The 26,887-nt window shown below is 55.7% G+C and carries 17 protein-coding genes, 1 pseudogene and 1 riboswitch; of the genes and pseudogenes, 14 read left to right on the forward strand and 4 right to left on the reverse strand.

Going from position 1 to position 26,887, the window contains the following annotated elements; translation table 11 throughout:
• The first annotated feature begins 100 nt into the window (after positions 1 to 100).
• The 12 genes and pseudogenes from A6A26_RS19025 (at position 101) to A6A26_RS19085 (ending at position 21,315) form a co-directional block, all read left to right on the forward strand.
• Positions 101 to 3,436, forward strand: coding sequence for a diguanylate cyclase (locus A6A26_RS19025; RefSeq protein WP_063880182.1), 3,336 nt, complete (start codon positions 101 to 103; stop codon positions 3,434 to 3,436).
• A 76-nt stretch (positions 3,437 to 3,512) separates the two neighbouring features.
• Positions 3,513 to 4,865 carry a molecular chaperone gene (gene yegD, locus A6A26_RS19030; protein WP_063880183.1) on the forward strand — a complete coding sequence of 451 codons (1,353 nt, stop codon included), beginning with the start codon at positions 3,513 to 3,515 and terminating at the stop codon, positions 4,863 to 4,865.
• A 518-nt stretch (positions 4,866 to 5,383) separates the two neighbouring features.
• Positions 5,384 to 6,616: an MdtA/MuxA family multidrug efflux RND transporter periplasmic adaptor subunit gene (locus tag A6A26_RS19040; protein WP_063880185.1), complete on the forward strand. Its 1,233-nt coding sequence runs from the start codon at positions 5,384 to 5,386 to the stop codon at positions 6,614 to 6,616.
• Entirely contained in the window at positions 6,616 to 9,738 is a 3,123-nt protein-coding gene (locus A6A26_RS19045; RefSeq protein WP_063880186.1) for an MdtB/MuxB family multidrug efflux RND transporter permease subunit, read from the forward strand. The genes A6A26_RS19040 and A6A26_RS19045 overlap by 1 nt, the downstream gene beginning before the upstream one ends.
• A complete protein-coding gene (gene mdtC / locus A6A26_RS19050) occupies positions 9,735 to 12,812 on the forward strand; it encodes a multidrug efflux RND transporter permease subunit MdtC (protein ID WP_063880187.1) in 3,078 nt (1,025 codons plus the stop codon). The genes A6A26_RS19045 and mdtC overlap by 4 nt, the downstream gene beginning before the upstream one ends.
• A gap of 12 nt (positions 12,813 to 12,824) precedes the next feature.
• Positions 12,825 to 14,225 carry a multidrug transporter subunit MdtD gene (mdtD, locus tag A6A26_RS19055; protein WP_063880188.1) on the forward strand — a complete coding sequence of 467 codons (1,401 nt, stop codon included), beginning with the start codon at positions 12,825 to 12,827 and terminating at the stop codon, positions 14,223 to 14,225.
• The gene (gene baeS / locus A6A26_RS19060; protein WP_063880189.1) at positions 14,222 to 15,610 is read left to right on the forward strand and encodes an envelope stress sensor histidine kinase BaeS; all 1,389 of its coding nucleotides are present in this window, start codon (positions 14,222 to 14,224) and stop codon (positions 15,608 to 15,610) included. Before mdtD ends, baeS begins: the two co-directional genes overlap by 4 nt.
• Before the next feature lie 6 nt (positions 15,611 to 15,616).
• Positions 15,617 to 16,324, forward strand: coding sequence for an envelope stress response regulator BaeR (baeR, locus tag A6A26_RS19065; RefSeq protein WP_063880190.1), 708 nt, complete (start codon positions 15,617 to 15,619; stop codon positions 16,322 to 16,324).
• A 122-nt stretch (positions 16,325 to 16,446) separates the two neighbouring features.
• Complete coding sequence (gene yegQ, locus A6A26_RS19070) at positions 16,447 to 17,820, forward strand: prephenate-dependent tRNA uridine(34) hydroxylase TrhP (protein WP_063880191.1); 1,374 nt, start codon at positions 16,447 to 16,449, stop codon at positions 17,818 to 17,820.
• A 230-nt stretch (positions 17,821 to 18,050) separates the two neighbouring features.
• A complete protein-coding gene (gene yegS, locus A6A26_RS19075; protein WP_063880192.1) occupies positions 18,051 to 18,953 on the forward strand; it encodes a lipid kinase YegS in 903 nt (300 codons plus the stop codon).
• Between the two features lie 156 nt (positions 18,954 to 19,109).
• A pseudogene (locus tag A6A26_RS19080) lies at positions 19,110 to 20,580 on the forward strand (mannitol dehydrogenase family protein).
• Between the two features lie 48 nt (positions 20,581 to 20,628).
• On the forward strand, positions 20,629 to 21,315 hold the full coding sequence (locus A6A26_RS19085; RefSeq protein WP_063881215.1) for a GntR family transcriptional regulator: 687 nt from the start codon (positions 20,629 to 20,631) through the stop codon (positions 21,313 to 21,315).
• A 34-nt stretch (positions 21,316 to 21,349) separates the two neighbouring features.
• On the opposite strand, the gene thiD is transcribed toward A6A26_RS19085, so the two are convergent.
• Together thiD and thiM are read right to left on the reverse strand one after the other, a co-directional pair.
• Positions 21,350 to 22,150: a bifunctional hydroxymethylpyrimidine kinase/phosphomethylpyrimidine kinase gene (thiD, locus tag A6A26_RS19090; protein ID WP_063880193.1), complete on the reverse strand. Its 801-nt coding sequence runs from the start codon at positions 22,148 to 22,150 to the stop codon at positions 21,350 to 21,352.
• Positions 22,137 to 22,937 carry a hydroxyethylthiazole kinase gene (gene thiM, locus A6A26_RS19095; RefSeq protein WP_253851908.1) on the reverse strand — a complete coding sequence of 267 codons (801 nt, stop codon included), beginning with the start codon at positions 22,935 to 22,937 and terminating at the stop codon, positions 22,137 to 22,139. Before thiM ends, thiD begins: the two co-directional genes overlap by 14 nt.
• A 31-nt stretch (positions 22,938 to 22,968) precedes the next feature.
• A riboswitch (TPP riboswitch) is annotated at positions 22,969 to 23,065 on the reverse strand.
• A 302-nt stretch (positions 23,066 to 23,367) separates the two neighbouring features.
• Here thiM and A6A26_RS19100 point away from each other — a divergent pair.
• Both A6A26_RS19100 and A6A26_RS19105 read left to right on the forward strand, forming a co-directional pair.
• Positions 23,368 to 23,565 carry a hypothetical protein gene (locus A6A26_RS19100; RefSeq protein WP_063880195.1) on the forward strand — a complete coding sequence of 66 codons (198 nt, stop codon included), beginning with the start codon at positions 23,368 to 23,370 and terminating at the stop codon, positions 23,563 to 23,565.
• A 93-nt stretch (positions 23,566 to 23,658) separates the two neighbouring features.
• The gene (locus A6A26_RS19105) at positions 23,659 to 24,618 is read left to right on the forward strand and encodes an AEC family transporter (protein WP_063880196.1); all 960 of its coding nucleotides are present in this window, start codon (positions 23,659 to 23,661) and stop codon (positions 24,616 to 24,618) included.
• 49 nt (positions 24,619 to 24,667) lie between these two features.
• On the opposite strand, the gene ahpF is transcribed toward A6A26_RS19105, so the two are convergent.
• Positions 24,668 to 26,236 carry an alkyl hydroperoxide reductase subunit F gene (gene ahpF / locus A6A26_RS19110; RefSeq protein ID WP_063880197.1) on the reverse strand — a complete coding sequence of 523 codons (1,569 nt, stop codon included), beginning with the start codon at positions 26,234 to 26,236 and terminating at the stop codon, positions 24,668 to 24,670.
• 71 nt (positions 26,237 to 26,307) lie between these two features.
• The gene (gene ahpC, locus A6A26_RS19115; RefSeq protein ID WP_063880198.1) at positions 26,308 to 26,871 is read right to left on the reverse strand and encodes an alkyl hydroperoxide reductase subunit C; all 564 of its coding nucleotides are present in this window, start codon (positions 26,869 to 26,871) and stop codon (positions 26,308 to 26,310) included.
• Positions 26,872 to 26,887 lie beyond the last annotated feature (16 nt).

The following is a 26,887-nucleotide window of genomic DNA, read 5'->3' on the forward strand; positions in this document are numbered from 1 at the left end:
CCCCCCTGTTTTTTCTACCAAATGTGCTAGCATTCTTCCAATAACAATGGCTCGCGCACCGCATTCCATTGCACTATCTTGCTCCCTGCTGGATCGATAAATGATCGTTGAGACACTGGCCTCGTCAGATAAATCACCTAACACGTGGCTACACGCCTGCTGGCTTAGCCTGGCTTCCTTCGTCCTTACGTTGTTCTGTCTTGAACTAATTGTGGTCAGCGGTAAAATTTCGCCGCTCTGGTTCTCAACGGCACTGATGACCATCGTGGTTTTTCGTTGCACTTCACGCCAGCTGCCCTTTTTGCTTCTTGCCTGCTTAATTGGTACGGCGGTGGCAAACGCATTGATCATCGGCCCTGCCCTTTCAAATTTAAAATTTGCGCTGCTTAATCTGTTGCAGGCCCTGATGGGCGGATTTTTATTACGCGCATTACTTAACCGGGATGCGCCGTTGGTTTCGCTAAATGACTGGATACGCTTTGTCATTGCCACCGGCATCATTTCTCCGTTTATTGGCGGTACCCTTGCCCTGTGGGTACTGCACGTGGGTGAACAGGCGTCGTTTGCCTTCTTTTATACCTGGGTGATTTCAGAAATTATCGGCATGCTCGCCCTTGGCCCGGTTTTGCTGCTGCTCTCCTGGCCACTGCCGCACGATTATCTGAAACGCGCGTCGCTGTTTGAAACGCTTATCACCCTCGTTCTGACGCTCACCGCCAGCTATTTATCGCTGCGGTTCTTACCCTGGCCGTTTACCTTTATTTTGGTCGTGCTGTTCTGGTGTGCCGTGCGGCTGCCCAAGGTCGAAGCCTTTGTGCTGTTTTTTCTTAACGCCAGCTTTATGGCGTTATTGCTCTCATTAGACTGGATTAAGGTCACGTCTACCGTCAGCGCCTATGCAGTCATCACCAGTTGGCTTCCGTTTTTGATGGTTTTAATCCCCTGTCATATCATGTCGTTAGTGATGGATGCTTTCCGCCATGAAAAGCATCACATTAGCGAGAGCGAAACCCGTTTTCGTCATGCCATGGAGTATTCAGCCATTGGCATGGCGCTGGTTTCTGTAGAAGGCCGATGGCTTCAGGTGAATAAATCCTTGTGCGATACGCTGGGTTATCCCGAGCATGAACTCACCAAACTGACCTTCCTGCAAATTACCCATCCCGACGACATCTATGACGATCAGAAGCGCCTGGAGAAGCTGCTCGAAGGCAAAATTTATTCCTACACGCTGGAAAAGCGCTATTTTCGCAAAGACGGCGAAATAGTCTGGGTACGGCTGACCATCTCCCTGGTGCGCGATAACGCGCAGCAACCGCTCTATTTTATTGCGCAGATTATCAATATCTCCGAACTGAAACAGAGCGAACTGGTGAATCAGCGTCTGATGGAGCGGATTACGCTGGCGAATGAAGCGGGCGGCATCGGCGTATGGGAATGGAACATGGTCAGCGGCGAAGTGCTGTGGGATAAACGCATGTTCGAGCTGTTTGGCATGAAATCCTATGAATCGCCCAGCTACGAGCTCTGGGTGAAGATGGTCCATCCCGCCGATCGTGAGTATTGCGTGATGACGATACAAGGCGCTATTGAACAAAGCAGTGCGTTCCAGATGGAGTATCGGGTGGTGCGTGAGGATGAGCACTACTGGATTCGTACCCAGGCTAATCGCCTGCTCAGTAAAGATGGCCGTATTGAGCGCATCCTGGGGATCTCCCAAGACATCACGCCGTTACGTAATTTGAATGATGCGCTGTTTCAGGAAAAAGAGCGCATGATGATCACGCTGGACTCAATCGGTGAGGCCGTTATCAGTACCGATCAGGAGATGCGCGTGACCTTTATGAACCCTGTGGCGGAAAAAATGACGGGCTGGTCTCAGGACGCCGCGGCAGGCAAACCGGTCAGCGAGCTATTGCATATCACCCATGGTCGTCATGGCCCTGAAGTCGAAAACCTGCTGCTGAACCACATCCCCTCCGAAAAAACCGCGCCCTACCTGTCTGAAGAGTGGATATTACACACGCTGAACGGCGAACATATTGATATCCATTACAGTATTACGCCGCTCAAATCTGAATCTGGCACCGAGCGCGGTGCGGTGCTGGTTATTCAGGACGTCAGCGAGTCACGTAAAGTGATGAAACGCCTGAGTTACAGCGCCCTGCACGATACGCTGACCCGATTGCCTAACCGGGCCAGCTTTGAGCTGCAACTTAAGCGACTGCTTTCCGACGCTGTCGAGCATCAGAATCAGCACGTGCTGGTGTTTATTGACCTTGATAAATTTAAGGCGGTCAACGACAGCGCGGGACATGCCGCCGGGGACGCCCTGCTAAGCGAACTCTCGGACTTAATGCGCCACCGCCTGCGCGGCAGCGACTTCCTGGCCCGGCTCGGCGGCGACGAGTTTGCCATCCTGATGCCCGAATGCCGGGTCGATCAGGCCTGCGAAGAGGTCGAAAACATCGTTCGCGCCGTCAGTGACTACTGTTTTGAATGGCTGGGGCGCGCCTATCAGGTCGGTGCCAGCGCGGGCATTACGCAAATCTCCGCACAGAACGCGCAGAGCAGTGATGTCCTCTCGCAGGCGGATATTGCCTGTTATAACGCCAAGCGTAGCGGGCGGGGCCGCTATATGGTGTATGAGCAGCACCCTCTCGCGTTGATGGGAAACCCTCACGCCCTGGATCTGACGATGCTGGATGCCTTGCAGGTTGAAATGCAGGTATGGGCGGTCGCGCCGCCAGGTAAGCCTCATTCTGCCAGCGTCTGGCTGGTGGAGATTCAGCTGTTCACCGAGAAAGGGTTGCTTATTGATGAGCATCTGCTGCGTAACAACCTGACCGATGAGGCGCTGAAACGCCGACTGGAAGACAATATCGTTGCGGCCTTTTTCGGTCAGCGTATTTCAACAATGAGCCAAAAAGGCATCGCCTTGATATTGCCCCTTGATGTGAACGCGCTTTACGATCCGGCCTTTGTCGAAAACCTGTGTTTTCGCTTTGCGGAATCGGGTCTTGCCGACAGCCATAGCGGGATTGCGCTTAACGCCGCCAGCGTCCTTGCCAGCGGTGAGCGCCTGATCGGCGCGTTGACGAAGCTACGCCAGGCGGGCTGTCGCATCGTGTTGCAGCATTTTGGCCGTAATCTGGATGCCTTTAATCAGCTCACCGGCAAGGTCGTTGACTGCCTGATTCTGGCCCCGGAGCTGGTTGCTAACCTGCACAATAATCTGATGGATGAGATGCTGATCTCCATTATTCAGAGCCAGACCAGCCAGCGTGATATTACCCTGCTTGCAGGCCCGGTTTCGGTTCCAGCCGTTCTCACCACGCTCACCCGTCTCGACGTTGACGGCGTCTGGGGAAGCGCGGTCGCAGAACGCCAGCCACTGAGTAAACTGGCGGAAGAGTCCCTTTTCGCGATTCGCTAATTCTGCCGCTCACCGCTTGCCACGACCTTTCAGCTGCGCTAAAGTCGCCCCCTTTTTTCCTGCCTGGGGGCGAAAAATGTTCATTGGATTCGATTACGGTACGGCTAACTGTTCCATTGCGGTCAGCGAAAATGGCTCGCCACGGCTGTTAACGCTGGAGAAGGGTCAACGCCTGCTGCCGTCCATGATTTGCTCCCCTACACGTGAAGCCGTGACGGAATGGCTCTATCGCCATCATCAGGTTGCCACACCTGAACAGGAAAGTACGGCGCTGCTGCAGCGGGCGCTACGCTACAACCGCGAAGAAGATATCGATGTTTTACCCGACAGCATTCAGTTTGGCCTGACCGCGCTCCAGCATTACATGGTCGATCCTGAAGATGTCTGGTTTGTTAAATCCCCAAAATCTTTTCTGGGTGCCACGGGCCTGAAACCGCAGCAGATTGCTTTTTTTGAAGATCTGGTCTGCGCCATGATGCTGCACATTCGCCAACAGGGTGAAACGCAGACCCAGCAGCCGATCGACCAGGCGGTGATAGGCCGTCCGGTTAACTTTCAAGGATTAGGCAGCGAAGACGCGAATCAGCAGGCACAGGGCATTTTGTTACGTGCGGCGAAACGCGCGGGCTTCCGGGATGTGGAATTTCAATTTGAGCCGGTGGCGGCGGGCCTGGATTTTGAGGCGACGCTGGATAAGGAAACCCGTGTGCTGGTGGTCGATATTGGCGGGGGAACCACCGACTGCTCGATGCTGCTGATGGGCCCGCAGTGGCGCAACCTGTCAGATCGGCGTGAAAGTCTGCTGGGCCACAGCGGTTGTCGCGTGGGCGGGAACGATTTGGATATTATGCTGGCGTTCAAGGCGCTGATGCCCTTACTGGGCGCGGGCGGTAACACCCAGAAAGGCACTGCTCTGCCTGCCCTGCCCTGGTGGAACGCCGTCGCCATCAACGATGTGCCTGCGCAAAGCGATTTTTACAGCACCGCCTGCGGCAAGATGCTGCGCGATTTAGTCCGCGAGGCAGAAAATCCTGTCGCCGTCGCCCATTTACTCAAGGTATGGCAGCAGAAGCTGAGTTATCGCCTGGTCCGGACCGCCGAAGAAAGCAAGATCGCCCTGTCCGATCGCCCCGACTTTACGGCATCCCTGGATTTTATCACCGCCGGTTTACAGGCCGATATCAGCGTGACCACCCTGCAGGATGCAATCAGCCAGCCGCTGGAGAAGATTCTGGAGCAGGTACAGCTGGCGCTGGCAACCAGCAATATCAAACCCGAGGTGATCTATCTCACCGGCGGCAGCGCCCGCTCGCCTCTTTTACGCGCCGCACTGCAGCAGGCCCTGCCGGGTACGCCCATTGCCGGTGGAGACGATTTTGCCTCGGTCACCGCAGGTCTGGCGCGCTGGGCAGAGGTGATGTTTGCCTGACCCTGCCGGGTGAGACAGCTGCCAGGTGAGACAGTAGAAGGACAGCGTCAACGGCCGGCGATGTCGCCAGAGTCGGTATTACGGCTCTGCGGTCCTCGCGCCGCTGAGACGCCCTCTCTACATCATTCGTTCACCTGACGTCACCTCATGCCTTTTGCTCGCCTTCCTGCGGGCAAACGCTGGCGTTTTCACGCCGCTCCGCGCGGCGTATTGCCGCCTGACACCTGCTCCTTCTGGCTTTTTGCGCTTGTTGCCATTGATGAATTTAATAAATCATTTCCTGACCACAACAGCTCATCGCGCGCTATTCTGTGGCACACTCATTCAAATGCGTTATGAATACGGCCCATCAATTAAACGACAATATGTCTTCAGAAAATCGACATAATTACGCAGTGCTGACAGATATCCTTAATTCCTTCAAATTTTCACCCGCAGGGACGACTACAATTCGTGGTTTGCAGGCAACCTTTTAAGCCCGCGCCCTGGAAAGACAGTGCTGGAGAGCAACAACAACAATGAACAACCGATACCCTGTTATGAAAAAAGCGTTGATTGCGCTGGTGGTGATTGCCGTGGCCGCAGGCGGCTATTACTGGTGGAAGCATCCGGCCCAACCCGCAAGCGACGGTGACGCATCCAGCCAGTCTGCACATGGTAAAAGAGGCAGTGGCGCGCATAAGCCCTTAGCGCCGGTGCAGGCGGCCAGTGCGGTCAAAGAGAGTGTGCCGCAATACCTGAATGGGTTAGGCACCGTGACAGCCGCCAACACCGTGACGGTGCGTAGCAGGGTGGATGGGAATCTGATGGCTATCCACTTCACAGAAGGCCAGCAGGTGAAAGCTGGCGATCTGCTCGCCGAGATCGATCCCCGTCCCTATCAGGTAGCCCTCATGCAGGCACAGGGTCAGCTGGCGCGCGACCAGGCTACCCTGGCGAACGCACGCCGCGATTTAGCCCGTTACCAGAAGCTGGCGAAAACCTCGCTGGTTTCCCAGCAGGATCTGGACACACAGAGCGCTCTGGTGAATGAAACCCTGGGCACGATAAAAGCCGATGAAGGCAGCGTTGCCAGCGCCCAACTGAATCTGACTTACAGTCGCATCACTTCACCTATCGATGGCCGCGTGGGTCTGAAGCAGGTTGATATCGGCAACTACATTACCAGCGGCGACACCAATGGCCTGGTGGTGATTACTCAAACGCATCCGGTGGATGTGGTGTTCAGCGTGGCTGAAAACACTATCAGCCAGATCATGCAGGCGCAGAAAACTGGCGAACCTTTACTGGTCGAAGCCTGGGATCGCAGCAATCAGCATTTGATCACCCGCGGTAAACTGCTCAGTCTGGATAACCAGATTGATGTGACCACCGGCACGATTAAAATTAAAGCGCGCTTTGATAATCAGGATGACCTGCTCTTTCCTAACCAGTTTGTTAATGCGCGCCTGAAGGTGAATACCTTACAGGATGCCGTCGTGATTCCCACCGCAGCACTGCAAATGGGGAATGAAGGCCACTTTGTCTGGGTGATCAACAGTGAAGACAAGGTCAGTAAGAAAAGCGTGACCGCCGGTCTGCAGGACAGCCAGAAAGTGGTAATCAGCGCCGGACTCAACGCAGGCGATCGCGTCGTCACCGACGGGCTGGACCGCCTGACAGAAGGGGCAAAAGTCGAAGTGGTTGCCGCGCAGAGTCGCGCCACAAAAGAGACCCGCACCAGCTTGCCGTCCAAAGGGGAATCTGAGTAATGCAGGTTATGCCTCCTGACCACAGCGGAGGGCCGTCACGCCAGTTTATCCTGCGTCCGGTCGCGACCACCTTACTGATGATTGCCATTTTACTGGCGGGGATTCTGGGTTACCGCTTTTTGCCGGTCTCTGCCCTGCCTGAAGTGGATTATCCGACGATTCAGGTCGTTACGCTGTACCCCGGGGCGAGCCCGGATGTGGTGACCTCCTCCATTACCGCCCCGCTTGAACGCCAGTTCGGCCAGATGTCCGGACTGAAACAGATGGCATCGCAAAGCTCGGGTGGCGCCTCAATCGTCACGCTGCAATTTCAGTTGACGCTGCCGCTTGATGTGGCGGAGCAGGAAGTGCAGGCGGCGATCAACTCTGCCACCAACCTGCTGCCCAGTGACCTGCCAAATCCGCCGGTTTACAGCAAAGTCAATCCGGCCGATCCACCGATTATGACCCTGGCCGTCACCACCAGCAGCATGCCGTTAACCCAGGTGCAGGACATGGTGGAAACCCGTGTCGCACAGAAGATATCGCAGGTCACCGGCGTCGGTCTGGTGACGCTGACGGGCGGTCAACGTCCGGCGGTGCGCGTGAAGATGAACAGCCAGGCGCTGGCCGCCATGGGGCTGACCAGCGAAACGGTGCGCACGGCGATCACCAATGCCAATGTCAACTCCGCGAAAGGCAGCCTGGATGGCCCTACCCGCTCGGTCACGCTTTCCGCCAACGATCAGATGAAATCGGTAGAGGATTACCGCCAGTTGATCGTCAGTTATAAAAATGGTGCACCGGTGCGCCTGGCGGATGTGGCAACCATTGAACAGGGCGCAGAAAACAGCTGGCTGGGTGCCTGGTCCAACCGTGAACCAGCCATTGTGCTGAATGTGCAACGCCAGCCAGGTGCCAACATTATTGCCACCGCCGATAGCATTCGCGCCATGCTGCCGTCACTGATCGCCAGCCTGCCTAAATCAGTCGACGTGAAACTGGTCACTGACCGCACCACCAACATTCGTGCGTCCGTCAGCGACACCCAGCATGAACTGATGCTGGCAATGGGGTTGGTGGTGATGATCATCTACCTGTTTTTGCGTAACGTGCCTGCCACCATTATTCCGGCCGTGGCGGTGCCTCTGTCGCTGATTGGTACCTTTGCGGCGATGTATTTTTTGGGTTTTTCCATCAACAACCTGACGCTGATGGCGCTGACCATCGCCACAGGCTTTGTCGTAGACGATGCCATCGTCGTGATTGAGAACATTTCGCGCTATATCGAGAAAGGCGAAAAACCCATGACGGCCGCCCTGAAGGGCGCGGGCGAAATTGGCTTTACCATTATCTCTCTGACGTTTTCACTGATTGCGGTGTTAATCCCGCTGCTGTTTATGGGTGATGTCATCGGCCGTCTGTTCCGCGAATTTGCGGTGACGCTGGCGGTGGCGATTTTGATTTCAGCCGTGGTCTCGCTCACCCTGACGCCGATGATGTGTGCCCGCATGTTGAGCGCAGAATCGCTGCGCAGGCAAAACCGCTTTTCCCGCGCCAGCGAAGCCATGTTTGAGCGAGTGATTGCGGTGTACGGTCGCGGGCTGAGTCGGGTGCTTAACCATCCCTGGCTGACGTTATCCGTGGCACTTGGCACGATGCTGCTTACCGTCTTGTTATGGATCGCGATTCCTAAAGGCTTTTTCCCACAGCAGGATAACGGCATCATCCAGGGCACTCTGCAGGCCCCGCAGTCGGTGTCTTACGCCAGCATGGCTGAGCGCACCCGTGACGTTGCCTCGGTGATAATGAAAGATCCCGCGGTACAAAGCCTGACTTCGTTTGTGGGCGTCGACGGCACCAATCCGTCACTCAACAGTGCCCGGTTGCAGATCAACCTTAAACCGCTGGATGCGCGCAGCGAACGTATTCCTGAGATTCAGCAGCGACTGCAACAGCAAATCAGCATGATCCCCGGCGTCACGCTGTGGCTCCAGGCGGTTCAGGATCTGACGATTGATACCCAGGCCAGCCGCACGCCCTATCAGTTTACGCTACAGTCCGGATCGCTGGACTCACTCAGCACCTGGGTTCCTGCGCTGGTGAGCGCCTTGCAGAAACTGCCCGCGCTGCAAGATGTCAGCAGCGACTGGCAGGATCAGGGCCTGGAAGCCTATATCAAAGTCGATCGTGACAGCGCCAGCCGGTTGGGTATCAGCATGGCGGATGTGGATAACGCGCTCTACGACGCCTTTGGGCAGCGGCTGATCTCAACCATTTATACTCAGGCAAACCAGTACCGCGTGGTGCTGGAGCAGGACAACAGCACCACGCAGGGCCTGCAAAGTCTGGAGGGTATTCGCCTGATCAGTACCGACGGCGGCAGCGTTCCCTTAAATGCTATCGCCAGCATTGAGCAGCGCCATGCGCCTTTGACCATCAACCACCTGAGCCAGTTTCCGTCTGCCACCTTCTCGTTTAATGTGGCGAAGGGCTATTCGCTGGAAGATGCCACAAAGGCGATAACCCAGGCCGAAGAACAACTTGGTATGCCGTCAGAAGTGATGACGCAGTTCCAGGGCAGCACCCTGGCGTTTGAAGCGGCACTGACGAGCACGGTGTGGCTGATTGTCGCGGCTGTCGTGGCGATGTATATCGTGCTGGGCGTCCTGTACGAGAGTTTTATTCATCCCATCACCATTCTTTCAACCCTGCCAACCGCAGGTGTGGGTGCCTTGCTGGCCCTGATGATAAGCGGCAACGAGCTGGATATCGTGGCGATCATCGGCATCATTTTGCTGATTGGCATCGTGAAAAAGAACGCCATCATGATGATTGACTTCGCCCTGGCCGCGGAGCGTGAACAGGGCATGAAGCCGTATGACGCGATCTATCAGGCCTGCCTGCTGCGTTTCCGACCTATTCTGATGACCACGCTGGCCGCGCTGCTGGGGGCGTTACCGCTGATGCTCAGCACCGGCGTCGGCGCAGAATTACGCCAACCGCTGGGTATTGCTATGGTCGGCGGCCTGATCCTCAGCCAGATTTTGACCCTGTTTACCACACCGGTTATTTACCTGCTGTTTGACCGACTGGCGCATAACCTGCGTCGCCGCCTCGGTCACACGGAGGAACAGCAGTGAAATTTTTTGCGCTGTTTATCCATCGCCCGGTTGCCACCACGCTGCTGACGCTGGCGATTGCGCTGGCCGGGATGCTGGGCTTTCGCCTACTGCCCGTCGCCCCGCTGCCGCAGGTGGATTTTCCGGTGATTATGGTGTCGGCTTCTCTGCCCGGTGCCTCGCCGGAAACGATGGCCTCGTCAGTCGCCACGCCGCTGGAACGTTCCCTGGGCCGCATCGCCGGCGTCAGCGAAATGACCTCCACCAGTTCCCTGGGATCGACGCGCATCATTATGGTCTTCGATTTTGATCGTGACATTAATGGCGCGGCGCGGGATGTCCAGGCGGCGATCAACGCTGCGCAAAGCCTGCTCCCCACCGGTATGCCTTCGCGCCCGACCTATCGCAAAGCTAACCCGTCTGATGCGCCGATCATGATCATGACGCTGACCTCCGACCTGTTCAGCCCGGCTCAGCTCTACGATTACGCCTCCACACAGCTGGCGCAGAAGCTGTCGCAGATTAACGGCGTTGGCGATGTCACCGTAGGCGGCAGCTCTTTGCCCGCCGTGCGCGTTGCGCTGAACCCGCAGGCCCTGTTTAACCAGGGCGTTTCCCTGGACGCAGTACGGCAGGCCATTTCTAACGCCAACCAGCGTCGTCCACAGGGCGCGCTAGAAGATCGTCAACAGCGGTGGCAGCTGCGCACCAACGATGCGCTGCAAACCGCCAGTGAATATCAGCCCCTGGTGGTGCATTACAACAATGGCGCAGCGGTGCGCCTGTCGGATGTTGCCACGGTGCAGGATTCGGTACAGGACGTACGTAACGCCGGGATGTCACGGGGTAAACCGGCGGTGTTGCTGGTCATACGCAAAACCGCCGATGCGAACGTGATTGACACGGTGGATCGCATTCGTGCCGAACTGCCCGAACTGCACGAGATTATCCCTGCGGCCATTAACCTTGAGGTGGCGCAGGACCGCTCGCCCACCATCCGCGCCTCGCTTGAGGAAGTGGAACAGTCGCTGGTAATTGCCGTCGCGTTGGTGATTCTGGTGGTGTTTGTGTTTTTACGCTCTGGTCGCGCCACGCTCATCCCTGCCGTGGCGGTGCCGGTATCGCTGATCGGCACCTTCGCCGCGATGTATTTATGCGGCTTCAGCCTGAATAACCTGTCGCTGATGGCCCTGACGATCGCCACCGGATTTGTGGTGGATGATGCCATTGTGGTGCTGGAAAACATCGCCCGTCATGTGGAAGCCGGGATGAAACCCCTGGCTGCTGCGCTAAAAGGCGTGCGTGAAGTCGGCTTCACCGTGCTGTCGATGAGCCTCTCATTAATTGCGGTATTCCTGCCGCTGCTAATGATGGGCGGATTGATTGGTCGCTTCTTCGCCGAATTTTCTATCACGCTGTCGGTCGCCATCCTGATTTCCCTGTTTGTCTCTGTCACGCTGACGCCGATGATGTGTGCTTACCTGCTCAAGCCCCATGCGCCGCGCAGTCAACCGCAACGCCGGGGATTTGGACGGCTGCTGCTGGCGGTGCAGCGCGGTTATGCGCGCTCACTGACCGTGGTACTGAACCATGCGCGCTGGGTACTGTTGCTGCTGCTGGGGACGGTGGCCCTGACGGTATGGCTGTTTATCAGTATTCCCAAAACCTTCCTGCCCGAGCAGGACACTGGCCGGTTGTCGGGCTTTATCTCAGCCGACCAAAGTATTTCGTTTCAGGCGATGCGCGGTAAGCTGGAAGACTTTATGAAAATCGTCGGTGCCGATCCCGATGTGTCCAGCGTGGTAGGCTTTACCGGCGGGATGCGCACCAACATGGGGCTGATGTTTATTTCTCTGAAACCGCTGTCTGAACGGAAAGACAATGCCCAGACAGTGATTGCCCGGTTGCGTACGAAGCTGGCAAACGAACCCGGAGCCAACCTGTATCTCAATGCGGTGCAGGATATTCGGGTGGGCGGTCGCGAAGCCAATGCCAGCTATCAGTACTCGCTGCTGTCAGACGATCTTGCTGCGCTTCGCACCTGGGAACCCCAAATCCGGCAGGCCTTTACCGCCCTGCCGGAACTGGCTGACGTCAACTCCGACCAACAGGATAAGGGCAGTGAAATGGCCCTGACCTACGATCGCGCCAGCATGGCCCGGCTGGGAATCAACGTCTCAGAAGCCAACGCCCTGTTAAATGATGCATTTGGTCAGCGCCAGATCTCCACCATTTACCAGCCGCTGAACCAGTACAAGGTCGTCATGGAAGTGGACCCCCGCTATACCCAGGACATCAGCGCGCTGAATCAGATGTTTGTGATTAACAGCGAGGGCAAACCGATCCCGCTCGCCTGGTTTGCCAAATGGCAGCCGGCTAATGCCCCGCTGTCCGTCAATCATCAGGGGCTGTCTGCCGCATCGACCATTTCCTTTAACCTGCCAGAAGGTGTTTCCCTGTCACAGGCGTCGGAGGCCATCGACCGCACCATGACCGCGCTGGGCGTGCCGTCCAGCGTGCGCGGCAGCTTTGCCGGTACCGCGCAGGCTTTCCAGCAATCGCAGAGCAGCCAGCTGTGGCTGATGCTGGCCGCCATTGCGGCAGTCTATATTGTGCTGGGCATTCTCTATGAGAGCTACGTGCATCCTTTGACCATTCTTTCAACGTTGCCCTCGGCAGGCGTCGGTGCACTGCTGGCGCTGGAGCTGTTTGATACGCCGTTCAGCCTGATTGCCCTGATCGGTATTCTGTTATTAATCGGGATCGTTAAAAAGAACGCCATCATGATGGTGGACTTCGCCCTGGAGGCAGAACGTAAGGGTAACATGAGCGCCCGCGATGCCATTTTCCAGGCCTGCCTGCTGCGTTTCCGCCCTATTTTAATGACTACCCTGGCCGCGTTGTTTGGCGCACTCCCGCTGGTGCTGACCAGCGGAGATGGCGCGGAACTGCGACAGCCGTTAGGGATCACCATTGCGGGCGGGCTGATCATGAGCCAGCTCCTTACCCTGTATACCACGCCAGTGGTGTACTTAATGATGGATAAACTGCGACGCAAAAAGCGCACTCAGACAATGAATGCGACGCAGCACTAAGGGGTAACTATCATGCAGAGCGTAACGGTCCGCTGGCAGTTATGGATTGTCGCCTTTGGCTTCTTTATGCAGGCGCTGGATACCACCATCGTCAATACGGCCATCCCGTCCATGGCCCACGATCTGGGCGTGAGCCCATTGCATATGCATTCGGTCATTGTCGCCTACGTGTTAACGGTGGCGGTCACCCTGCCCCTGAGTGGCTGGCTGGCCGATCGGTTTGGCGTCAGAAATATCTTCTTCAGCGCCATCGTGCTGTTCAGCCTGGGTTCGCTGATGTGCGGGTTATCCCACACGCTGGATCAGTTGCTCGTGGCACGTGTACTGCAGGGCATCGGCGGGGCCATGATGGTGCCGGTAGGCAGGCTGACGGTGATGCGCATTGTGCCGCGCGATCAATATATGTCCGCCATGACGTTCGTCACCCTGCCCGGCCAGATTGGTCCGCTACTGGGTCCGGCGCTCGGCGGGGTGCTGGTGGAATATGCCAGCTGGCACTGGATTTTCCTGATTAATATCCCGGTTGGCGTGATCGGCGCTATCGCCACCTTAAAGCTGTTACCCAACTACGCCATGCCGCCAAGACGCTTCGATTTTTTGGGTTTTGTTCTGCTGGCTGCGGGCATGGCAACCCTGACGCTGGCGCTTGATGGCCAGCGCAGCAGCGGCGGCTCCGCGTTGTTGCTGGCGGCAATGATCCTGACAGGCACAGGTTCCCTGCTGTTTTACCTGCTGCATGCGCGCCACAACGACGATGCGCTGTTTAGCCTGAAGCTGTTTGATAATCGGGTGTTCTCCATCGGATTACTCGGTAGCCTGGCGGGCCGCATCGGCAGCGGGATGTTACCTTTTATGACGCCGCTTTTTTTACAGATCGGAATGGGTTTCAGCCCGTTTCATGCCGGTTTAATGATGATTGCGATGGTGCTTGGCAATATGGGCATGAAACGCATCGTGGTCCGTATCGTTAACCTGTTCGGCTATCGCAACGTGCTGGTGGGATCGACCGTCGGTCTGGCGTTGGTGGTGTTGCTGTTTCCGCTGGTTGCGATGCTGGGCTGGACGGCCATGCTGCCGCTGGTGTTATTCCTGCAAGGGATGGTGAATGCGATTCGCTTCTCCTCAATGAACACGCTGACGCTGAAAGAGCTGCCGGACGATCTGGCATCCAGCGGTAACAGCCTGCTGTCGATGATCATGCAGCTTTCAATGAGTATCGGGGTAACCGTCGCGGGCCTGCTGCTGGGCGCGTTTGGTCAGTCGGCGCTGGGGCAACAGGGGTTAAGCCACCAGGCCTTTATCTATGTTTATCTCTGTATGGCCCTGATCATTATTCTGCCTGCGCTGGTGTTCTGGCGTGTCCCGAAAGAAGAGAGTAAAAGCGTCGATCTGCGACGCCGGAGAAGTGAATGAGATCGTTTCTGCGCGTTGGCATCGGTGCCAAGCTGTTTATGGCTATTTTCTCCACCTGCATGCTGGTACTGATTACCATGCACTGGGGCGTAAGGCTGAGCTTTGAGCATGGCTTCGTCGACTACATCAAACGCGGTAATGAACAGCGACTGAATTTGCTGGGCGCGGCGCTGGCCGATCAGTACGAACAGCATGGCAACTGGGATTTTCTGCGCAACAATGACCGACTGATTTTTACCATGCTGCGCTCGCTGGAGCAGAATCCCGACAGCAACAATCAGCTTCCGCCGCACGGCTGGCGAACCCAGTTCTGGGTGCTCGATCAGCAATATAAAGTGATGGTTGGTCCGCGCTCACAGGTACCGCCAGAGGGAATACGCCACAATATCACCACCAGCAACGGCAAGGTGGTGGGCTGGATCATCAGCTCACCGCCCGAACGCCTGACGCGCAGTACCGACATTAATTTTGATCAGCAACAGCGACGAACCAGCTGGTATATCGTCGGCTTGTCAACTCTGCTTGCCGCGCTGGTGACCTGGCTGATGGCGCGAGGCTTGCTGGCTCCGGTAAAAAGGCTGGTGGACGGTACCCATCATCTGGCCGAGGGGAATTTAGCCACCCGAGTAGAAGTCAGCAGCCAGGATGAACTGGGCCAGCTGGCACATGACTTTAACCTGCTGGCCAGCTCACTGGAGAAAAATGAAAGTATGCGCCGGGCGTTTATGGCCGATATTTCTCATGAGTTGCGAACGCCGCTGGCTATTTTACGCGGTGAACTGGAGGCGATGCAGGATGGCGTTCGTCAGCTGACGCCCGACGCCATTACCTCATTGCAAAGTGAAGTTGCATTGCTGACGAAGCTGGTAGACGACCTGCATCAGTTGTCTCTTTCTGACGTGGGTGCGCTGGCTTACCGCAAGCAGGCCACGGATTTGGTGCAGCTCATTGAGGTCAGCGCAGGCAACTTTACCGAACGCTACCGTGCCCATGACCTGACACTGAAACTGGCTATGCCTGAAGATGCGCCCTTCTTTGGCGATCCCGATCGCCTGATGCAGTTGTTTATCAATCTGCTGGAAAACAGCCTGCGTTATACCGATGCGGGCGGCACGGTTCAGGTTCGTCTCTGGTATGACGCACCCTACTGGCACGTCACCGTTGAGGACAGTGCACCCGGTGTGGATGGCGATCAGCAGGCGCAAATTTTTGAACGGTTTTTCCGCACCGAAGGGTCCCGCAATCGGGCCAGCGGCGGCTCAGGTTTGGGTCTGGCAATCTGTAAAAATATTGTTGATGCGCATGGCGGAACCATAACCGCGACGCACGCTGATTTAGGTGGACTGAAAATCGCGCTACAATTGCGTTATGTTCCTCCCGTTTAGAAGACTATGAATCAGGAAAACACCTATCCGCTAATCCTTGTGGTTGAGGATGAACCCAAGCTGGCGCAACTCATGATCGATTATTTACAGGCGTCCAACTACCGTACCCACCATCTGGCGCATGGCAATGAGGTGCTGGACTACGTTCATCAGACCCCGCCCGATCTGATCCTGCTGGATTTAATGCTGCCAGGTAAGGACGGCCTGACACTGTGCCGTGAAATCCGCCGTGACTCTGAACTGCCGATTATTATGGTAACTGCGCGGACAGAAGAAATCGATCGCCTGCTGGGGCTGGAAATTGGGGCGGATGACTACGTCTGTAAACCGTTCAGCCCGCGTGAAGTGGTGGCGCGGGTGAAAACCATTTTGCGTCGGGTGAAACGTTCGCCTGAAGAAGCCCCGGTTGCGTCGCTGCTGAAAGTGCATGAAAGTCGCTTCCAGGCCAGCTGGCGCGATGAACCACTCGACTTAACACCTGCGGAATTTCGCTTGTTAAAAACGCTGTCCCTTGAGCCTGGAAAAGTGTTTTCACGCGAGCAGCTGTTAAACCACCTCTATGACGATTATCGGGTCGTCACTGACCGCACTATTGACAGTCATATCAAGAACCTGCGCAGAAAGCTGGAAAACCTGGACAGCGAGCAGCCTTTCATTCGCGCCGTGTATGGCATGGGCTATCGCTGGGAAGCCGATATCTGTCATTTGATTTAGATTGATTCAGATCAATTTACTTCCTTTTTCTCACTGCCTACAATTCCGCACCTTTCGCAGGGGTAACGCCCCTGCACGTGCCGCCCAAGGCGGCATACTGACCTGACATCAGTGAGTACGCCATGAAACCAGAATTACTTTCTCCAGCGGGTACGCTGAAGAATATGCGTTATGCCTTTGCCTACGGCGCAGATGCCGTGTATGCCGGCCAGCCACGCTACAGCCTGCGGGTTCGTAACAACGAATTCAGCCATGAAAACCTGGCGAAAGGCATCAACGAAGCCCATGCGTTGGGTAAAAAATTTTACGTCGTCGTCAATATCGCACCGCATAACGCCAAGCTAAAAACCTTTATCCGCGACTTAACGCCGGTGATTGAGATGCAGCCGGACGCGCTGATTATGTCCGATCCCGGTTTGATCATGCTGGTGCGTGAGGCTTTTCCGGCCATGCCCATTCACTTATCCGTTCAGGCCAATGCCGTTAACTGGGCGACCGTGAAGTTCTGGCAGCAGATGGGCCTGAGTCGGGTGATTTTGTCACGTGAACTGTCGCTGGAAGAGATTGCCGACATTCGACAGCAGGTGCCCACCATGGAGCTGGAAGTCTTCGTGCACGGCGCGCTGTGTATGGCATATTCCGGGCGCTGTCTGCTTTCCGGCTACATGAATAAACGCGATCCGAACCAGGGAACCTGTACCAATGCCTGCCGCTGGGAATATCAGTTGCAGGAGGCCAAACAAGATGACGTCGGCAATATTGTTGAAATCCATCAGCCGGTGACGGTGCAGGATGTCACGCCAACCCTGGGCATCGGTCAACCCAGTGACAAGGTTTTTCTGCTGGAAGAGAAGATGAAACCCGGCGAGATGATGAGTGCCTTTGAAGATGAACATGGCACCTACATCATGAATTCGAAAGATTTGCGTGCCGTGGCGCACGTTGAACGGCTGAGCCAGATGGGCGTTCACTCATTAAAAATTGAAGGCCGAACCAAATCTTATTATTACTGCGCCCGCACCGCGCAAGTCTATCGCAAAGCGATTGACGATGCCGCCGCCGGCAAACCTTTTGATCCTGCCCTGCTGGAAACCCTGGAAGGTCTGGCGCATCGCGGCTATACCGAAGGCTTCTTACGTCGCCATACGCATGACAGCTATCAAAATTACCAGAACGGCTATTCTGTTTCTGAGCGCCAACAGTTTGTCGGCGAATTCAGCGGTGAGCAGCACGATGGCTGGGCGGAAGTCGTGGTGAAGAATAAATTCGTCCTGCATGACAGCCTGGAGATCATGACGCCCTCTGGTAACCTGATTTGTACCCTGGATGCCTTACAAAACAGCCGGGGCGAGCCGACGGACGTGGCGCCGGGAGACGGTCATCGTGTCTGGATGAAGGTGCCTCCACAGGTCGATCTGCAATTTGCGTTGCTGCTGCGCAATTTTACCGACGGTCAGGATACGCGCGCGCCTCACGCCACCGGTGTGACAGGTTGACACATTTTGACAAAAGCACGAGAAGGATCACAGACGGCTTAATTTTGCTGCTCTATAGTGCTGCCTGCTACCAATGAGTAACAATTATCAGCAGCTGTAACTGGATCCACCTCATTCACCCGCCCGGCTCCCCCGTGCGGGTTTTCTTTTTTCTCCCTTTCGCCCATCATTTTTCTCTCCAGGCTGTGCTATAACCACTACCTACGCTTTAGATCTTCAAGGAACAGATAATGGACAAAGAATCGCTTACGCTGCTGATCCTTAACGGTAAAGGCGCAGGCAATGATGATCTACGTGAAGCGGTCACTAAGCTGCGCGATGAGGGCTACAACATTGCCGTGCGCGTGACATATGAAAAAGGCGACGGCGAACGCTACGTCGAAGAAGCGCTGGAATTACAGGCGGTCACCGTGGTGGCGGGCGGCGGCGATGGCACCGTCAATGAAATCGCCACCGCACTGGCGTCGGTAAATGTCGCCGACCGTCCTGTCTTGGGGATTATTCCCCTGGGCACGGCGAACGATTTTGCCACCAGCGTCGGCATCCCCGAAGAGATCGAACCGGCTTTACGGCTGGCTATTCAGGGCAAAGCGTACGACATCGATCTGGCCCGGGTGAATCAGCGTCACTACTTTATCAATATGGCTACAGGCGGTTTCGGCACGCGCATTACCACCGAGACGCCGGAAAAGCTGAAATCGGCGCTGGGTGGGGTTTCCTATTTTATTCACGGCCTGATGCGCATGGACACCCTGAAACCCGACAGCTGTGAAATCAGCGGGCCCGATTTCCACTGGCAAGGCGATGCGCTGGTCATCGGCATTGGCAATGGTCGCCAGGCGGGCGGCGGTCAGCGATTATGCCCTTCTGCGTTGATTAATGACGGCCTGCTCGACGTCAGCGTGGTCACCGCGCAGGAGTTACTGCCCACCCTGCTGCATTCCCTCACCGGCGGCGATGAAGATAATCCCAGCATCATTTCGACCCGTTTATCGTCCCTGACGATTCGCTCGCCCCACGAGATGACATTTAATCTGGATGGCGAGCCGCTGTCCGGGCAGGAATTCACGATTGATGTTATGCCGGGCGCGTTAAGCTGCCGTCTGCCACCGCAGTGCGCATTGCTGAACTGAGTGCGCCGGGAGTGAAGGCTCCCGGCTTAAATGTAAACAGTTCGTGATTACATTCACAATTTTGTTACGTCAACTTGTATGGTAGTAGTAGGACGCGTAATTTTTCATCCTTAACGCCGGAATGGCCTGTCGTCCTCTCCGCTAAAAGGATGCATTATGCTGCAAACTGACCACCTTCCCGCTGATGTCCAGCGCCCAGCCTACAACCGTCGCCAGCTTAAAACCCGCATGGTGCACATCGGTTTTGGTGCGGTTTCATCGCGCACATCAGGCGTTATGCAGCGATAAGCTGGCCGAACACGGCAGTGACTGGGGATACTGTGAAGTCAACCTTAACAGCGGTGCACTCATTCAGGCGCTGCGTGAACAAGACCTGCTCTACACGCTGACAGAGAAAAGTGATGATGCGGTGGAAACCCGCGTGATCGGCATTATCACCGCCGCGTTACACGGCAAAACGGACGGTATCCAAGCCGTGATTGACGCGATGTCCCAGCCTGATGTCGCCATTGTATCGATGACCGTCACCGAGAAAGGCTACTGTCACCTGCCCGCCAGCGGGAACCTTGACCTGCAGCATGTCGATATTCAGCATGACCTGGCGCATCCCGAACACCCGCAGTCTCTGCCGGGTCTGATTGTTGCGGCAATCCGCCGCCGTCGCGATCTCGGCTTAGCGCCGTTTAGCGTTATGTCCTGCGATAATATGCCGGAAAATGGCCGTGTGACGCGTCATGTCGTTATGCAGTTAGCCCAGCAGCACGATCCCTTACTGGCTGAGTATATCCAACAGAACATCACCTTTCCTTCCACCATGGTGGATCGTATCGTTCCCGCCATGAATGACGCGGCGTTTGACGCGTTACGTCTGCGCATCGGTTCCCATGATCCGGTGGCCGTCGAAGCCGAACCCTTCTTTCAATGGGTCATTGAGGATAATTTCGTCAGCAGCCGACCTGACTGGGATAAAGCGGGTGCCGAACTGGTGCAGGATGTCCTGCCGTTTGAGCAGATGAAGTTGCGCATGCTCAATGGCAGCCACTCATTTTTAGCTTACCTTGGCTATCTTGCCGGTTACGAACACATCAGCGACTGTATGGCAGATGACGCGTTTCGGGCAGCGGCTCGCGCACTGATGGTCAATGAGCAGGCACCCACGCTCACTATTCAGGGCGTTGATTTACCCGCGTACGCCGATGCTTTAATTGCCCGATTTGCCAATCGCGCGATCAAACACCGGACGTATCAGATTGCAACTGACGGCACGCAGAAACTGCCCCAGCGCTTTCTGGACAGCCTGCGCTGGCACCTGAATAACGGCACGCCTTGCCCGTTACTGTTGCTGGGCATTGCCGCCTGGATGCGTTATGTCAGTGCGGTCGATGACAAAGGCGAGCCTATTGAGATCCGCGATCCGCTGAAAGCGCAACTGGCGACATGCGTGGCCGAGAGTGATGAGGGTGAAGCACGCGTGCGGGCCTTGCTGCGCTTGAACAGGGTGTTTGGCGATGACCTTGCCAAAAACGGTGAGCTGGTTAAACAACTTACCGCCTGTTACCAACAGCTTGCTGCACAGGGTGCACGCGCCTGCGTACAGCAGGCTACCGCAAGCCAGCCGCAGCACTGATGCGATAGCCCAACGCCCGGACAGACTGATTTTTACATGGACAGCAATATGACACTTTCTTACACCATCACCACCAGCGAGCCGGTAAATCAGCAGGTTTACCGCTACCTGCGCCGCGATATCGTGACCTGCGTGATTCAGCCGGGCGCATCGCTTTCTGAAAAAGAGGTTTCCGCAAGGTTTAACCTCTCTCGTCAGCCGGTGCGTGAAGCCTTTATCAAGCTCGCGGAAGCGGGGCTGGTGCAGATCCTGCCGCAGCGCGGCACCTTTGTCCGCAGGATCTCGGCTAAACGGGTCGAAGATGGCCGTTTTATTCGTGAGGCTGTCGAGGTTGCCGTGATCCGCCGTGCGGCTCAGGAAATCGGTGAGCCGGGACTGATGGCACTGGAACATAATCTGCAGTTGCAGCGCATCACGGCTGCCCGTGGCGACAGTCAGATGTTCTTAAGCCTGGATGATGAGTTTCATCGTCTGATCGCTGAGAGCATCAACTGCCCGCTGGCATGGGAAACGGTAGAGAACATCAAAGCCACCATGGACCGGGTACGTTATTTAACCCTGAACGACGTTGCACCCGCCGAAACGCTGATTAAGCAGCATGACGCTATTTTTGCCGCGCTGAAAGCAAGCGATCCCGAGATGGCAGAGGCAGCACTGCGCCACCATCTGCAGGCCATGAAGTTTTCGATCACCCCCGTCATCAAGCAAAACAGCGCCTGGTTCGACGAGGATTAACGCCTTGCCGGACAGCCAGGCGCAAGCATGGCGGCTACCACCACTGATGAAAATGGTGCACCGGTCCAATCCCGTTGCCGACCTCCAGCGAATCCGCGGCGAGTAACGCCTGCTGTAGCCAGGCTTTCGCTTCGCTGATCGTCGCTTCCCAGCTGTGGTGGCGCGGCCGCAAGGCTGCGAGCGCGGCGGACAGCGTGCAGCCGGTGCCGTGCGTATGGCGCGTATTTACCCGTACGCTGCTAAAGCGCTGCCGTCCTGTCCGGGTCAGCAGCCAGTCCGGGCTTTCATCGTCATCCAGATGACCACCTTTCATCAGTACCGCCTGACAGCCCATCAGCAACAAGGCTTCGCCCTGAGTGAGCATCTCATCTTCATTGACTGCCACCTGACATCCCAGCAATGCAGCGGCTTCAGGCAGGTTAGGTGTAATCAATGACACCTGCGGCAACAGGCGCTCACGTACACAGGCGATCGCATCCGGGTTCAGCAGGGCATCACCGCTTTTTGCCACCATGACCGTATCCAGCACCACAAAAGGAATGTCCCGCCGCTGCAGGCCATGTGCCACGCGCTCCACAATGTCCGTTTCAGCGAGCATGCCAATCTTCGCACTATCGATGCGCACATCATCCAGCACTGAGTTCAGTTGGGCGGTCACAAATTCAGGCGCAATACGGTATACCGACTGCACGCCGCAGGTATTCTGCGCCACCAGCGCCGTGATCACACTGGTGCCGTACGCGCCCAGTGCAGAGAAGGTTTTTAAATCGGCCTGGATACCGGCACCGCCACTGGGATCGGTTCCTGCAATCGTCAGGGCATTAATGCGTTTCATCGCGCGCCTCCAGCGTCCAGAGGGCATCCAGAAAAGCAGGCGCAAAGCTGCCCGGTCCATCTGCTACGTGCGCGGCCTTTTCCCCGGCCAGCGCCATCACCCGGCAGGCGCAGGCGATGTTGATCAGTCGGTCACCTGGCAAACAGGCAAAGGCCGCAACCACCGCCGAAAGCGCACAGCCAGTGCCCACCACCCGCGTCATTAACGGCGAGCCGCCCGGAATCGCCCAGGTCAGCGTGCCGTCAGTGGCATAATCCACTTCGCCGGTCACCACCACACAGGTATGAAAGGCTTTTGCCAGCTGTTGTGCTGCCTGCAGTGCGGCTTCGGCCGGGTGCAGGCTGTCAACACCGCGTCCGCCTGCGGCCTGCTGCGCCAGAGCCAGAATCTCTGAGGCATTGCCGCGTACCACTGCAGGCGACTGCGCGAGCAACTGCTTGCAAAACGCGGTGCGCAGCGTCAGTGCGCCCACCGCCACCGGGTCCAGCGTCCAGGGCGTGCCAGCCTGGTTAGCTGCAAGCACCGCAGCCTGCATCGCCTGCTTACGATCGTGGGTTAGCGTACCGACATTAATCAGCAGCGCATCGGCGATAGCGCTAAATTGCGCCGCTTCTTCAGCGTCGATAACCATGGCCGGCGAGGCATTAAGGGCGAGTAAGACGTTAGCGGTTAGCGTTTGCACCACATCATTGGTCATGCAGTGCACCAGCGGTGACTGACGGCGAAACTGTTGCAGGATGGGCGCGCATTGCGCATCAGAAAGGTGCTGCGGTTGATGTGTCATCATAACTCCCAACCGGCGGACAAGAAGGCGAATGCGGTCAGGCATCGGACTTCCCTACGCTGGCATTATCCAGATCAGGTAATACGGGTATTTCTCAGCCTTCACGAAGAAGGGCACCCCGAGTCGTGTTACGAACAGAAGCATAAGTAAGCACCCTGTTTTAAGCAAGGCACTTATTATTTTTTCGATTGGATATGCAAACGTTTTGCATGATCTCGATCAACCACCAACCTCACAAAAAAAGGCTTAATGCTGCGGGCTGTAAATTCATACGTAATAGTCGTGAAAACTTTTCCGCTATTTAATAATAATATTCGTATCTATTACACCGCCTTTTTTATAAATAAAGCCTGCCTTAGACATCGCAACAAAAAACATATAATTCATGTAGTTAATAAACAAACAGAACACTTCATACTTTACAGGAAGCATGATGCGATTCTTAGCGCTTATTCCTCATCGTCACCGATGGACCGACATTAACATAACCCGTCAGGGTGCGGTTTCTCCTTCTGGTCGACACTATTTTTCCACTTATATTTCTGCCCGCTGCACACATTGCGATGATGTCATTCACCGTGTTTACTATCGTGATATCAGTGATGAACAGGCGCGGCGCTGGCTGGGCTAATCATAAAATTGCGACCTGGTACTGACCGGCAGGTTACGTTGCTGGCGTAATTTGCTAATCTCACGTCCAATGATTTTTTACGTGTGAACGCTTATGCCTTTCCTGCTGGATACTTTAGGACACCAGATTTATCTTTCGGCCCCGTTGTTTATCCTGATTTTTCTGGGATTCGGCCTTATCCGGTTCGGCAAATGGCCCGTTACCGTCAGTGAAGGCATGAACCGTTTTGTGTTCAACGTCGCCCTGCCCTGCATGCTGTTTCGCATCATGAGTGACTTTTATAACAGTCCTCCGGTCGATGTGCGCCTGCTGCTGGCGTTTTTTGGCAGTTGCCTGTTGGTCTTCATTGTGGGGCGGATTGTGGCCTCGCGCCTGTTTCAACTGGATGGCGTAGCCGGATCGGTCTTTGCCCTGGGCGGTGTGTTCTCGAACAATGTGATGCTGGGGATTCCGGTTGCCACCGTCCTGCTTGGGCCTGCGGCCCTGCCCTCCGTCGCCCTGGTGCTGGTGTTTAACAGCCTGATACTGTGGACGTTATTAACGGTGTCGGTGGAATGGTCAAAACAGGGCAGTTTTTCACTGGGCGGCTTTAAACGCACCTTGATCAGCGTGCTAAAAAATCCGTTAATCATCGGGATTTTATCCGGTACCGCCTGGAGCCTGCTGCAGCGCCCACTGCCCGTTATTGCCGCCGAACCTCTGCGCATGCTGGCCTCCATTGCTGCGCCCCTGTCCCTGATCACCCTTGGCATGAGCCTGGCGCACTACCGGATTCGTGAAGGCTTGAAAGAGAGTTACACCATCTGTGCGTTGAAGCTCATTCTGCAACCGCTGTGCGTATGGGCGATTGCCTGGCTAACCGGCCTGCCCGCGCTGGAAAGCAAAGTTGTGGTGCTGCTGGGGTCAATGGCGGTTGGGGTGAATGTGTATCTGATGTCGCAGAAATTCAATGTGATTACCGGGACGACGGCCGCCAGTATGCTGTTTTCCACGCTTTTCGCGGCGATAACCACGCCGCTGTGGATGATGTTAATGACGCTGGCGGGATACTAAAAAGGCCCTGTAACGCAGGTTACCGGGCCTTGATCATGCGCGCGAAAACTTAGTGCGCAGGCTGGGTGCGAATCAGGTAGTCAAACGCACTCAAAGAGGCTTTTGAACCTTCACCGCTGGCAATAATGATTTGCTTATAAGGAACGGTGGTGCAGTCCCCTGCTGCGAAAACGCCTTTCAGGCTGGTTTCGCATTTCGCATCGATCATGATTTCGCCCATCTTGTTGCGTTCAACCGCACCTTCCAGCCAGTTGGTGTTAGGCAGCAGGCCGATCTGAACAAAAATGCCCGCCAGCGCCAGCTCATGGGTAGTCTGGTTGGTGCGATCCAGATATTGCAGGCCCGTGACTTTACTGCCGTCGCCTTTCACTTCTGTCGTTTGTGCATTAAGAATCACATCCACGTTTTTCAGGCTTCGCAGTTTGTCCTGCAGCACTTTGTCCGCACGCATTTCACTGGCGAACTCCAGCAGCGTCACGTGTTCAACAATGCCCGCCAGATCGATAGCCGCTTCGACACCAGAGTTACCGCCACCGATGACCGCAGTGCGTTTGCCTTTAAACAGAGGACCGTCACAGTGCGGGCAGTAGGTTACGCCTTTGGTGCGATATTGTTCTTCGCCTGGCACGCCCATGTTGCGCCAGCGCGCACCAGTGGCAAGGATAATGCTGCGTGATTTCAGGACCGCGCCGGATGCGGTTTCAATGGCGTGCAAGCCGCCTTTGACCGCAGACGGAATCAGTTTAATGGCGCTCTGGCTGTCAATGACGTCCACATTGTAGTCATCTACGTGGGCACGCAGGGCGCCGGCCAGTTTGGCCCCTTCCGTTTTCTGGACGGAAATGTAATTTTCGATATCGACGGTATCCAGTACCTGTCCACCGAAACGCTCGCCCAGTAACGCAGTGCGAATGCCTTTACGTGCAGAATAGATGGCCGCAGCCGCGCCAGCCGGGCCGCTACCGACGATCAGAACCTCGTAAGCATCGCGTTTGTTCAGCTCTTCTGCTGCACGCTTGTCTGCATTGGTGTCAACTTTACTGACGATCTCGGCCAGGCTCATACGTCCCTGACCAAAGGCTTTGCCATTCAGATAGACAGCAGGCACGCCCATCACATTGCGTTCCTGAATTTCATTCTGGAACAGACCGCCGTCAATCGCGGTGTGGCTGATGCGGGGATTCAGCACCGCCATCAGGTTTAATGCCTGCACCACATCCGGGCAGTTGTGGCACGACAGTGAATAATAGGTTTCGAAATGGAAATCCCCATCCAGTGCCACAATCTGATCGAGCAGGCTTTGCGCTTCTTTGGACGGGTGCCCACCGGTCTGTAGCAACGCCAGCACCAGTGAGGTAAATTCGTGACCCAGCGGGGAACCGGCAAAACGTGGGCCGTTATTCGCACCAGGGTTGGTGATTAAAAATGAGGGCTTACGCACCTGACGATCGTTCTCTTCACGGAAGCTGACTTTGTCAGACAAGCTCGCGATATCGACCAACAGATTGCGAATCTCCGTTGATTTTGCGCCATCATCCAGCGTCGCAATCAACTCCACAGGCTTGGTGAGTTTCTCAAGGTAGGCTTTGAGCTGCGTTTTTAAATTGGTATCAAGCATAGTGAGTTCCTGGTCAAAAAATCGGGTGCCGCAGCACCCGATGAGAAAATGATCGACGTATCGATGCGAAATTAGATTTTGCCAACCAGGTCCAGAGACGGCGCTAGCGTAGCATCACCTTCTTTCCATTTTGCCGGGCACACTTCACCTGGGTGAGACGCGACGTACTGTGCTGCTTTCACTTTGCGCAGCAGATCAGACGCATCACGACCGATACCTTCAGCGGTGATTTCTACCGCCTGGATAACACCCTGTGGGTCAACAATGAACGTACCACGGTCAGCCAGACCTTCGTCTTCGCGCATGATGTCGAAGTTGCGGGTCAGCGCGCCAGTTGGATCGCCCAGCATTGCATATTTGATTTTAGCGATGGTGTCGGAAGAACCGTGCCAGGCTTTGTGGGTAAAGTGGGTATCGGTAGACACGGAATAGATGTCCACGCCCATTTTCTGGAACTCTTCGTAGTGATCCGCTACGTCGCCCAGTTCGGTCGGGCAAACGAAAGTGAAGTCAGCTGGATAGAAGAAGAAAACACTCCATTTACCTTCAACGTCTTTCTCGGTTACATCAATGAATTCGCCGTTTTTAAAAGCGCTGTTTTTGAACGGCTTAATTTTGGTATTGATAATGGACATGTGATGGCCTCCTTTA

It is taken from the genome of Pantoea sp. OXWO6B1 (genome assembly GCF_001641135.1).
Taxonomy (GTDB): Bacteria; Pseudomonadota; Gammaproteobacteria; order Enterobacterales; family Enterobacteriaceae; genus Pantoea; species Pantoea allii.